This window comes from Rhodoplanes sp. SY1 (assembly GCF_046000175.1).
In the GTDB taxonomy this organism is placed as follows: Bacteria; Pseudomonadota; Alphaproteobacteria; order Rhizobiales; family Xanthobacteraceae; genus Rhodoplanes.
Genome location: NZ_JBEOMB010000005.1, coordinates 111,719 through 122,953, shown reverse-complemented (window position 1 = coordinate 122,953; position 11,235 = coordinate 111,719). Strand labels below are relative to the sequence as shown.

General features: G+C 70.9%; 12 protein-coding genes and 1 riboswitch. Of the genes, 9 read left to right on the top strand and 3 right to left on the bottom strand.

From position 1 onward, the window contains the following. The first annotated feature begins 150 nt into the window (after positions 1-150). From ABTU92_RS01775 to ABTU92_RS01765, 3 genes are all read left to right on the top strand, one after another. Positions 151-603, top strand: coding sequence for a cytochrome c (locus ABTU92_RS01775; protein ID WP_170145662.1), 453 nt, complete (start codon positions 151-153; stop codon positions 601-603). A gap of 3 nt (positions 604-606) precedes the next feature. After that, a complete protein-coding gene (locus ABTU92_RS01770; protein WP_408087075.1) occupies positions 607-1,527 on the top strand; it encodes a c-type cytochrome in 921 nt (306 codons plus the stop codon). A 228-nt stretch (positions 1,528-1,755) separates the two neighbouring features. After that, positions 1,756-2,697 carry a DMT family transporter gene (locus ABTU92_RS01765; RefSeq protein ID WP_408087073.1) on the top strand — a complete coding sequence of 314 codons (942 nt, stop codon included), beginning with the start codon at positions 1,756-1,758 and terminating at the stop codon, positions 2,695-2,697. Between the two features lie 12 nt (positions 2,698-2,709). Here ABTU92_RS01765 and ABTU92_RS01760 read toward each other — a convergent pair whose 3' ends face one another. Then, positions 2,710-2,946, bottom strand: coding sequence for an Lrp/AsnC ligand binding domain-containing protein (locus tag ABTU92_RS01760; RefSeq protein ID WP_408087071.1), 237 nt, complete (start codon positions 2,944-2,946; stop codon positions 2,710-2,712). Between the two features lie 151 nt (positions 2,947-3,097). Further along, positions 3,098-3,230: riboswitch (TPP riboswitch) on the top strand. Between ABTU92_RS01760 and thiM the strand changes: the two genes are divergently transcribed. The 6 genes from thiM to ABTU92_RS01730 all read left to right on the top strand — a co-directional run bounded on the left by thiM (position 3,219) and on the right by ABTU92_RS01730 (position 9,423). Next, positions 3,219-4,052 carry a hydroxyethylthiazole kinase gene (gene thiM / locus ABTU92_RS01755; protein ID WP_408087069.1) on the top strand — a complete coding sequence of 278 codons (834 nt, stop codon included), beginning with the start codon at positions 3,219-3,221 and terminating at the stop codon, positions 4,050-4,052. Its footprint overlaps the riboswitch before it by 12 nt. Continuing rightward, entirely contained in the window at positions 4,053-4,712 is a 660-nt protein-coding gene (thiE, locus tag ABTU92_RS01750; RefSeq protein WP_408087067.1) for a thiamine phosphate synthase, read from the top strand. It begins immediately after the preceding gene. Continuing rightward, a complete protein-coding gene (gene thiD / locus ABTU92_RS01745; protein ID WP_408087065.1) occupies positions 4,712-5,524 on the top strand; it encodes a bifunctional hydroxymethylpyrimidine kinase/phosphomethylpyrimidine kinase in 813 nt (270 codons plus the stop codon). The genes thiE and thiD overlap by 1 nt, the downstream gene beginning before the upstream one ends. A 239-nt stretch (positions 5,525-5,763) precedes the next feature. Beyond that, positions 5,764-6,840 (top strand): TRAP transporter substrate-binding protein, encoded by a 1,077-nt coding sequence (locus ABTU92_RS01740; protein WP_408087063.1) that lies wholly within the window; start codon positions 5,764-5,766, stop codon positions 6,838-6,840. Positions 6,841-6,978: 138 nt separating this feature from the next. Then, positions 6,979-7,845: a fumarylacetoacetate hydrolase family protein gene (locus ABTU92_RS01735; protein WP_408087061.1), complete on the top strand. Its 867-nt coding sequence runs from the start codon at positions 6,979-6,981 to the stop codon at positions 7,843-7,845. A gap of 348 nt (positions 7,846-8,193) precedes the next feature. Beyond that, positions 8,194-9,423, top strand: coding sequence for a LeuA family protein (locus ABTU92_RS01730; RefSeq protein WP_408087059.1), 1,230 nt, complete (start codon positions 8,194-8,196; stop codon positions 9,421-9,423). 324 nt (positions 9,424-9,747) lie between these two features. On the opposite strand, the gene ABTU92_RS01725 is transcribed toward ABTU92_RS01730, so the two are convergent. Both ABTU92_RS01725 and ABTU92_RS01720 read right to left on the bottom strand, forming a co-directional pair. After that, complete coding sequence (locus ABTU92_RS01725; protein ID WP_408087057.1) at positions 9,748-10,527, bottom strand: SDR family oxidoreductase; 780 nt, start codon at positions 10,525-10,527, stop codon at positions 9,748-9,750. Positions 10,528-10,648: 121 nt separating this feature from the next. Then, positions 10,649-11,203 (bottom strand): hypothetical protein, encoded by a 555-nt coding sequence (locus ABTU92_RS01720; RefSeq protein WP_408087055.1) that lies wholly within the window; start codon positions 11,201-11,203, stop codon positions 10,649-10,651. Positions 11,204-11,235 lie beyond the last annotated feature (32 nt).

Genomic DNA, 11,235 nt, shown 5'->3' with positions numbered 1-11,235 from the left:
CGTGATCTGGGCTGCAACGACCCGTCGTGTCACGGTACGTATTTGTCTGTAGACCTCTGGTCGGGCCGCGGCCATACCGACGTCGCAGCGCCTGGGCCGGCTCCCCGCCGGCGCCCCTGAGACCTCGATCTCACCAAAGCAGGAGACCTCATGACGATCCGTACGATGCTCGCCGCCGCCATGCTCGTCTCGGGTTTGACCGCCGCCGGCATGACCGTCGTCGCCGCGCAGGACGTGATCGCGCAGCGCAAGGCCATCATGAAGGCCAACGGCGACCAGGCGCGGACCGGCGCCCTGATGGCGCGCGGCGAGATGCCGTTCGATCTCGCCAAGGCGCAGGCGATCTTCGCGACCTATGCGGAGAGCGCGACCAAGAGCAAGGATCTCTATCCCGAATCGGCCAAGACCGGCGGCGACACCGCGGCCGACCCGAAGATCTGGCAGAGCATGAGCGACTTCCAGGCGAAGCTCGCCAAGTTCGGACAGGACGCCGCCGCCGCCAAGGACAAGGTGAAGGACGAGGCGAGCTTCAAGGCGACCTTCTCGGAGGTGCAGAAGAACTGCGGCGGCTGCCACGAGAGCTACCGCATCAAGAAGAGCTGACCGGTGCGCCGCCTGCGCATCCTCTTGATCGCCGCGGCGCTGGTCCTGGGGACCGGCGTCGCGGTGTTCTTCGTCCTCACCGAGCCGACCCGGGTCGCCGCCGCCTCGCTCGGGCCGCACACGCCGAATCTCGACAACGGCCGCACGATGTTCTTCGCCGGCGGCTGCGCCTCGTGCCATGCGTCGTCGAAGGACGATCCGACGCGGCTCGGCGGCGGCGCGCCGCTGCATTCGCCGTTCGGTACCTTCTACGCGCCCAACATCTCGCCCGATCCGGTCGACGGCATCGGCCGCTGGAGCGAGGTGGCCTTCGTCTCCGCCATGCAGGACGGCACCTCTCCCGACGAGCGCCACTACTATCCGGCGTTCCCCTACACGTCGTATCAGCGCATGGAGACGGGCGATCTGCGCGATCTCTTCGCCTATCTGAAGACGCTGCCGGCCGTGCAGGGAAAGGCGCCCGCGCACGAGCTGCCGTTTCCGTTCTCGGTCCGGCGCGCCGTCGGCCTTTGGAAGATGCTCTATCTCGACGGCCGGCCGTTCCGGCCCGATGCGTCGCGGTCGGCGGCGTGGAACCGCGGCGCCTATCTGGTGAACGGCCCCGGCCACTGCGCCGAGTGCCACTCGCCCCGCGATGCGCTCGGCGGCATCGTCGCGGCGCAGCGCTTCGCCGGCGGCCCCGACCCGGAAGGGCGGGGGTGGGTTCCCAACATCACTGGCAAGGGGCTGGCGAGCTGGTCGGCCGGCGACATCGCCTACATGCTGGAGACCGGCGACCTGCCGGACGGCGATTCGGTCGGCGGAACGATGGCCGCGGTGGTGCGCAACACCGCGAAGCTCTCGGCCGCGGACCGCGCCGCCATGGCCGAGTACCTGAAGTCGCTGCCGCCCGTCGACGGCCCGCCGCGGCCGGAGCGGAAGTAGGTTTCGCGCGACGCGATAGTCATTCCGGGGCGGCGCGCAGCGCCGAACCCGGAATCCAGCCAAGAATGTCGAGTTCGCTGCTGGATTCCGGGTTCGCGCCTTCGGCGCGCCCCGGAATGACGCGCGTCGGCCCCGCACGGCCGCATCCCGCCAAGAGTGGTTTTCGGAACCCGAGGACCGTGCGACAAGGGGCGCCCGCGTCGCGTCGCCATCCTGCCCCCGCCCGTCATGAGCCTGCACGCCGCCATCCTGGTCAAGATCGTCTCGGTCCTGCTGTTCGCGGTGATGTCGGCGCTGGCCCGCTATCTCGGCGAGGCCGGGATTCCGCTCGGCCAGGTGGTGTTCTTCCGCAGCCTGTTCGCCCTCCTCCTGATCGTCGTCATCTACGCGGCCCGGCACGAGCTGTCCGCGGCGGTGCGCACCAGCCGGCTGCTCGGCCATGTCGGCCGCGGCAGCATCGGCGTGGCCGGCATGTTCCTCAACTTCGCCGCGCTGGCGCGCCTGCCGCTGGTCGACGCGACCGCGATCACGTTCGCGGCGCCGCTGATCACGGTGGCGCTCGCCGCGGTCGTGCTCTCCGAGCGGGTGCGGGCCTATCGCTGGACCGCGGTCGGTGTGGGCTTCGTCGGCGTCATGGTGATGCTGTGGCCGTATCTCGGGCTCGGGCGGCTCGTCACGGCGGCGTCGACGGCGGCGACGGTCGGGGCGATGTGCGCGCTCGCCTCGGCCTTCTCCAACGCCTTCGCCGTGATCCAGACGCGACGCCTGACCGACAGCGAGACGACCTCGTCGATCGTCTTCTACTTCTCGCTGATCTGCACGATCGCGGGCGCCATCGTGCTGCCCTTCGTCTGGATCACGCCGACGCTGCCACAGCTCGTCGCGCTGATCGGCGTCGGGCTTCTGGGCGGCGCCTCGCATCTCCTGCTCACCGAGAGCTACCGCTACGCGCCCGCCTCGGTGATGGCGCCGTTCGACTATCTGGCGCTGCTCTTCGCCTTCCTGATCGGCTGGGTGGTGTTCGGCGAGATCCCGACCGGCTGGGCCTATGCGGGCGCCGGCATCGTGGTGCTGTCGGGCCTGTTCGTGATCTGGCGCGAGCGCCGCCTCGCCGCCCGGCGCCGCAAGGCGACGAAGCCCGACGAGCCGACGAAGCCCGACCCGGCGTGAGCCCGGCGCGGCTCAGAACGCCTTGAACGTGATGATCGTCTTGGTGTCGACGATGCCCGAGATCGTCTGCACCTTCTCGTTGACGAAATGGCCGATGTCGGTGCCCTGATCGACATAGAACTTCACCAGCAGGTCGTAGTCGCCGGCCGTGGAGTAGATCTCCGAGGCGATCTCGGCGTCGGCGAGCTGGTTGGCGACCTGGTACGACTTGCCGAGGTTGCACTTGATCTGCACGAAGAACGGAATCATCGGCTTTCCCTCGGGCCTCGCGGCACTGCGCCGCCATTCGCGCCGCGCCGTCGCGCGGTCGCCGCAATCGAGCAAAACCGGACCGGTTTGACAAGCGAGACGGGCGCCCCGGCAGCCTTGCGCAGGGCCGGGGGAGGGACTAGTTTCGCCTTTGATCTCAGCGGGGTGTCCGGCCGAATCCGCGTCCGGGCTGAGAGGCGGAGCCGGCTCCTTCGGCCGGTGTGCCAACCCGTCGAACCTGATCCGGGTCATGCCGGCGGAGGGACCTCGAGATGACGCGAGTGGGCGACGACGCCCCGATCCACGGCCGCGCCGATGCAGGCGAGGCCATCTCTCGCGAGACCATCTCTCGTGAGACCGTCGCGCGCGCCGCCGACGCGCTCGACGCGCTGCGGGCGAAGCGGCCGCGGGTCCATTGCATCACCAACACGGTCGCCCAGACCTACACGGCGAACCTGCTGCTCGCCGCCGGCGCGGTCCCGTCGATGACCATCGCGCCGGACGAGATCGCCGCCTTCGTGGCCGGCGCCGACGCGCTCGTCGTCAACATCGGCACGCTCGACGAGACCCGCCGCACTGCCATCGGCATCGCCATCGACGCCGCCACGGAGGCCGGCATCCCCTGGGTGCTCGATCCGGTCTTCGTCGACCGCTCGCCCGGCCGCGCCACCTTCGGCAAGGCCCTCCTGGCGATGCGTCCGACCGTGCTGCGGCTGAACCCGGCCGAGTTCGCCGTGCTGTCCGGCCTGCCGGCGGAGGCCGACCATCTCCCGGGCTTCGCGCGCGAAAATCAGGCGGTCGTGGCGCTCACCGGGGAGACCGACCTGGTCGCCGATGCGGCCCGGCGCGCGGCGATCGGCAACGGCCATCGCTGGATGGCGCGCATCACCGCCATGGGCTGCGCCGGGGCGGCGCTGGTCGCCGCCTTCGCAGCCGTCGACGACGACCCCTGGCACGCGACGATCGCGGCGCTGGTCGCGCTCGGTGTCGCGGCGGAGCGGGCCGCCGTCGTGTCGAGCGGCCCCGGTACGCTCGCCGTGCGGCTCCTCGACACGCTGTTCGATCTCGACCGCAAGGACCTGCTGGAGCAGGCGAAGGTGAGCTGAATGACCGTCGACGTGCGTCTCAATGCCATCCTGGATCCGGAGCGCGCCGGCGGGCGCCCGCTCGTCGATCTCGCCCGCGCCGTGGTGGCGGGGGGCGCGACGCTCCTGCAGCTGCGCGACAAGCACGGCAGCACCCGGCGCATGATCGAGGAGGCGCGGGCGCTGATCGAGGTGCTGGCGCCGCTCGGCGTGCCGCTGGTGATCAACGATCGCGTCGACGTCGCGCTCGCGGCCGGCGCCGCCGGCGTCCATGTCGGCCCCGACGACATGGCGGTCGAGGACGCGCGCGCGATCCTTGGACCGGGCGCCATCGTCGGTCACTCGATCAAGACGCTCGACCAGGCCGAGCGCGTGCCGCTCGATCTGCTCGACTACGCCGGCGTCGGCGGCGTCTATGCGACGCTGTCGAAGGACAATCCGGCGCCGCCGATGGGGCCGGAGGGGCTCGCGAAGATCCGCGCCGTGCTGCGCCGGCGGGCGCCGCTGATGCCTGTGGTCGGCATCGCCGGCATCGAGATCGGCAACGCCGCGCCGGTGGTCGCGGCCGGCGCCGACGGCGTCGCCGTCATCTCGGCGCTGTCGCTCGCCCCCGATCCGGAGGTCGCGGCCCGCACGCTGCGGGCGATCGTCGACGGCGCCCTGGCGGAGCGCGCCGCCTGATGCCCCCGCTCGCCGTGACCCCCATCGCCGTGACCGTGGCGGGCTCGGATTCGAGCGGCGGCGCCGGCATCCAGGCGGATCTGAAGACCTTCTCGGCGCTCGGCGTCTACGGCGCCTCGGTGATCGCCGCGTTGACCGCGCAGAACACTCGCGGCGTGACGGCGATCCACGACGTGCCGCCCGAGTTCATCGCGGCGCAGATCGACGCGGTGTTCTCCGATCTCGCCGTCACAGCCGTGAAGATCGGCATGCTGTCGGTGCCGGCCGCGATCGTCGCGGTGGCGGCCGGCCTCGATCAGCACCGGGCCCGCAACATCGTTCTCGATCCGGTGATGATCTCGACCAGCGGGGCGCGGCTCTTGGCGCCCGAGGCGGTCGAGACGTTGATCCGCCTCTTGCTGCCGCGCGCCGATCTGATCACGCCGAATCTCCCGGAGGCGGCGGCGCTGCTCGAGACCTCGGTCGCGACGACCGAGGCCGAGATGCGCGGGCAGGGCGAGGCGCTGCTCGCGCGCGGCGCCCGCGCCGTGCTGATCAAGGGCGGCCACGCCGAGGGCGCCGAGAGCGCCGACCTCCTGGTGACGCGCGAGGGCGTGGCGCGCTTCGCGGCGCCGCGTGTCGCGACGAAGAACACCCACGGCACCGGCTGCACGCTCTCCTCGGCGGTCGCGGCCGGCCTCGCCAAGGGACGGGATCTCGTCGCCGCGGTCGGCGCCGCGAAGGACTACGTCGCCGCCGCGATCGCGGCCGCCGACCGCCTGACCATCGGCACCGGCTTCGGCCCGGTGCATCATTTTCACCGGTGGTGGTGAGGTGGGGCGACGGTCTCCGAGCTGGTCATCCCGGGGCGCGGACCGCAGGTCCGCGAGCCCGGGATCCATACGCCCTGTGGCAGTGGTTCACGATAGACAGGGGTTATGGGTCCCGGGCTCGGCGCTTCGCGCCGCCCCGGGACGACCAGAGCAAGTACATGACGCTTCACCCGCGCGACGATGTTCAACGTGACCCTGCGCGTGCGGCCGGCGTACCGTCACGAGTTCAGGAGCCTGACATGAAAAGCTTCACCCGACGCCATCTCGCCGGCGGGGCGCTCGGCGCCGCTGCGGCCGTCGCCGCGCCGGCGGTCGCGCGCGCGCAGACGAAACGCTGGCGCATGGTGACGTCGTGGCCGAAGCGGCTGCCCGGTCCCGGCATGTCGGCCGAGCGCATCGCCGAGCGCATTTCCGCGATGTCCGGCGGTCGGCTGCAGATCACGGTCCACGCCGCCGGCGAGGTGGTGCCGGCCTTCGAGGTGCTGGACGCGGTCGGCGGCGGCGTCGTCGAGATGGGCCACACGGCGGCGTTCTACTGGCAGGGCAAGCAGCCCGCCGCGGCGTTCTACACCACGGTGCCGTTCGGTCTGACGCCGGCCGAGCACGTCGCCTGGGTCGAGGCCGGCGGCGGCCAGGCGCTGTGGGACGAGCTCTATGCGCCGTTCGGCGTGAAGCCGTTCATGGGCGGCAACACCGGCGTCTGCATGGGCGGCTGGTTCCGCTCCACGCTGACGGGGCTCGCCGATCTGAGAGGCCTCAAGATCCGCTCGCTCGGGCTCGGCGGCGAAGTCTATCGCCGGCTCGGCGCGACGCCGCAGACGACGGCGCCGGGCGAGATCCTGACGAGCCTGCAGTCCGGCGTGCTCGACGGCGCCGAGTTCGTCGGCCCCGGCACCGACATCGCGCTCGGTCTCTACCGGGTGGCGCCGCACTACTATGGTCCCGGCTTCAACAAGCCGAACGGCACCGGCGAGTGCCTCGTCTCGCTTTCCGCCTGGACCGGCCTCGCGCCCGACCTCAAGGCGATCGTCGCGCATGCCTGCGCCACCGAGGCGACCTTCGCGCTCTCCGAGATGGAGCGCCTCAACGCCGAGGCGCTCGCCGCGCTGATCGAGCGTCACAAGGTGAAGCTGGAGACGTTCCCGGACGAGATCGTCGCGGCCGCTCGCGGCCACGCTGCCGAGATCCTCGCCGAGGTCGCGGCTCGCAACCCGCTCGCCAAAAAAGTCCACGACTCCTACACGGCGTTCCGCGACCGCGTCGCCGGCTGGTCCCGCGTCTCGATCCGCGCCGTGCTGGAGGCGCGGGGGGCCTGAGTCTGCTGCACCGCAGCGTGGCCGGCGCGCCGCCCATCGCTGTCGCGCACCCGCACCTTTCCCGGCCGGATCACTTGTCATACCATCCGGCCGCGCTCGGCCGCTCCCGGCCGGCAGGAAAGGCCCAGCCCGGACACCATGCGTATCGCCGCCGTTCACGCCGCCGAGGGGAAGATCTTCGGCACCGTCACGCACGACGAGTTTCGCCCGATCCTGATCGACGGCGCGCCCGCCGTCGACCTGCGCGACGTGATCACGCTCCTCGATCGCGCGCCCGATGCGCTCCGGCACGGTCCCGCCACGGTGCTGGCGAGCCTGACGCTCGCCGCCCCGGTCGGGCCGCTGACCAAGAACGTGATCTGCGTCGGCAAGAACTATCATGAGCACGCCAAGGAGTTCGCGCAGAGCGGCGTCGACCAGTCGGGCGACAGGCAGGAGAGCCCGGAGTTTCCGGTGGTCTTCACCAAGGCGACCTCGTCGCTCGCCGATCCGCTGCAGCCGGTGCCGGCCTCGGCCGATCCGACCGGCACGGTCGACTACGAGGGCGAGCTCGGCGTGGTGATCGGGCACCGCTGCAGCAAGGTGACGGCGGCCGAGGCGCTCGACTACGTGTTCGGCTACACGGTGGTCAACGACGTGACGGCCCGCGCCCTGCAGCAGCGCCACAAGCAGTGGTTCCTCGGCAAGAGCCTGGACGGCTTCTGCCCGGTCGGCCCGTGGCTGGTGACGGCCGACGAGATGGGGCCGCTCGACGGCCAGATGCTCACGACCGTGGTGAACGGGGAGCAGCGGCAATCGGCGCCGCTGCGCGACATGATCTTCGACACCGCGACCATCATCGCCACCGTTTCGGCCTACGTAACCCTCGAGCCGGGCGACCTGATCGCCACCGGCACGCCGGCCGGTGTGGGAATCGGGTTCCGGCCGCCTCGCTATCTGGTGCCGGGCGACGTCGTCACGGTGTCGATCGAGGGCGTCGGATCCCTCACCAATCCGATCGCCTGATCTCGCCCGATCGTCATCGCCCGGAGCGGCGAGGGCGCGGGTCTGCTGCACTGCGGCAGCGGTGCTGCGACGCCGCGCCGCGGCGCGCCCTTTTCGGCCTGCGCGGCGCGGCTTTCCGGCCGCTCTGCGGCTTTTGCAGAGGCCCCATGTCCGGCGTCTTTTGCATGACTGATCGGAGGATTGAGCAACGAGATCGCCCGACTTTTCCGGCGCGCGCGGAATCAAACTCTGTAGAGTACCGGCCCGAGGAGCGAAACGACGGCCGCGCCGCGAGGCGTGGTCGCGGCGGACGACAGGCGCCGAGCAACGGCGCCGACCAACAAGATGCAGCGCGAGAGGAGCAGCCAGATGGCGACTGAGCCGTGGAAGGCCAAGGACTGGTTCGTGAGCCCGTGGAACTATGCCGACGAGGCCGTCAAGGACCTGAACTTCGCCAAGCAGATCAAGGTTCACGACGTCACGCTGCGCGACGGCGAGCAGCAGACCGGCGTGATCTTCTCCAAGGACGAGAAGATCAGGATCGCCGAGGCGCTGGCGGAGGCCGGCGTGCACCGCATCGAGGCCGGCATGCCGGTGGTCTCGGCGTCCGACAACGAGGCGATCAAGGAGATCGTGAAGCGCAATCTCGGCCCCGAGATCTTCGCCTTCGCGCGCTGCATGGTCGACGACGTGAAGCGGGCGATCGACACCGGCGTCAAGGGCGTCGTGATGGAGATCCCCTCCAGCATGCACCTGGTCGAGAACGCCTATCGCTGGAAGATGGAGAAGGCGATCGAGACCTCGATCGAGTCGACCCGCTACGCCCACGACAACGGGCTCGAGGTCGTGTTCTTCCCGATCGACTTCTCGCGCGCCGAGCTGAAATGGGCGATCGACCTGATCGAGCGCGTCGGCAAGGAAGGCCACATGGACGCGGTGGCGCTGGTCGACACCTTCGGGGTGCTGTCGCCGCACGCCGCCCGCTACTTCGCCCGCGAGGTGAAGAAGCGCCTGAACGTGCGGCTCGAGGCGCATTTCCACCAGGACTTCGGCATGGGCGTCGCGAACACCATCATGGCGCTCGCCGAGGGCGTCGAGGTGATGCACACGACCGTGCTGGGCATCGGCGAGCGCTCCGGCAACACGCCGATGGAAGAGGTCGTGATGGCGCTCAAGACCATGTACGGCCAGGACATCGGAATCGACACGACCAAGCTCACCCCGCTCGCCAACCTGGTGCAGCGGCTGGCCGGCGTGCAGGTGCCGAGCAACAAGGCGATCGTCGGCTCCGGCCTCTATCAGATCGAGTCCGGCATCATCACGAGCTGGTTCAAGAACTGCGGCGAGCAGATGGCGACCGAGCTGTTCCCGATCCGCTGGGACGCGGTCGGCCAGCCGCCGGCCGACATCGTGATGGGCAAGGGCTCGGGCATCGATTCGGTCAACATCTGGCTGCAGGATCTCGGCATGCAGGTGTCGGACGACGACGCCATGACGGTGCTGCAGGCCGTGAAGGCCTATTCGCTCAAGAACAAGAAGCTGCTCTCCAAGGGCGAGTTCCGCGATCTCGCGAAGCGCGTCCTCGGCAAGGCGGCCTGAGAGCCGCCGTCTCCCGGAACGCCGGCGGGCGCGCCGCCGGCAGGACCCTCCGGCCGCGTGCCGGAAGCCACTTCCGGACAAAAAACACCGTCCAGAAAGAGCGGGCGCCTGCGGGCGCCCGTTTTTTTGGTCGCTCAGGCCGACACCGCGGATCCTCATGGTGAGAAGCGCTCCGAAGGAGGGCGTCTCGAACCATGAGGCCACGAGCCCGCCAGCGTCAGCGGACGAGCTGGGATCGTCGCCGAAGTCGAGGTCGCGTCCTTCGAGACGCCCGCTGCGCGGGCTCCTCAGGACGAGGCGGAGCGCGGGCTGTGCGCGTCGAATTCAGAACGCGCCGGGAAACGCGCCGCCGTCGATCAGCAGGCTCTGGCCGGTGATGTAGCCGGCGTGCGTGGAGCACAGGAACGCGCAGGCCGCGCCGAACTCTTCGGGCGTGCCGAGCCGGCGCGCCGGCACGGTGGCGAGCCGCTCGGCCGCGACCGAATCGGGGGCGACGCCGCGCCGCTCGGCCGTCGCCGCGATCATCGCCTTCAGCCGGTCGGTCTCGAAAATGCCGGGCAGGAGCGCATTGATGGTCACCCCGTCGGCCGCGACCGTGCGGGCGACGCCGGCCATGAAGGCGGTGAGCCCGGCGCGCGCCCCGGAGGAGAGATCGAGCCCCGGCAGCGGCATCTTCACCGAGCCCGACGTGATGTTGACGATGCGGCCGAAGCGGCGCGCCCGCATGCCGTCGATCACCTTCTGGGTCAGCTCGATCGCCGCCACCATGTTGGCGACGACGCCCTTCAGGATCGCCTCGCGATCGAGCTCGCGAAAGTCGCGGAAGGGCGGGCCGGCATTGTTGTTGACCAGAATGTCGGGCGTCGGGCACGCCTCCAGCAGCGCCGCCTGGCCCTCCGCCGTCGCGACGTCGCCGACCACCGGGATCACGGCCGCTTCGGTGCTCTCGGCGATCTCGATGGCGACCGCGGTGAGGTGATCACGGTCGCGGCCGTTGATCACCACGGTGCAGCCCGCCTCGGCGAGCTTTTGGGCGCAGGCGCGCCCGAGCCCGCGGCTGGAGGCGCAGACGATGGCGGTGCGGCCGGCGAGTCCGAGATCCATGGCGGTCGTCCTGCGGCGAAGGTCCTGACGATCGGGCGGCGGAGCGCCGCGATGCCGAGACCAGATACCAGGAGACGACCGGCCGCAAGAGGCGGCCCGCGATGGCCCGTGACGCCCCGGTTCAGCGCGCCGGCGTGTTGGTGCCGTTGCGCGGCATGCCGTTCATGATGTCGGGCGTGCCCATGCCGTTGAGCGAGGGCGTCGAGGTGCCGGACCCGCTGGCGGCCGAGCTGTTCGGCAGGGTCGGGCCGACCGACGCGCCGGTGGTGCCGCGGCCGGTCGGCGTCGTCGCCGTGCCCGGGCTGTTCAGCCCCTGGCCGGGATGCGCCGGGCCGGGCGCGATCGGGGTGCCGCCCGTCGACACCGAGCCGGTCGAGGGGACGCCGGCGCTCGGCGTGCCGCTCGGCGCGATCCCGGAGCTGCCCGAGCCGGTTCCGGTCGCGGCGCCACCGGCCGCGCCTCCCGCCGCGCCTCCCGAGGCCCCGCCTGCGGCTCCCCCGCCGGCCGCTCCACCCCCGGCTCCGCCGCCGCCACCACCACCACCCTGGGCCATGGCGAGGGTCGAGCCTCCCGCAAGGGCGAGCGCGGCGAGCGCCGCGAGCGCGGCGGTGCGCGCCGAAGAGGTCCGGGTCGAAGAGGTCCGGGTCGAAACGTGTCGTGTGAGGCTGGTCCGCATGGGTCGCTCCCGCCCGCTGGAAATTTGTCCTG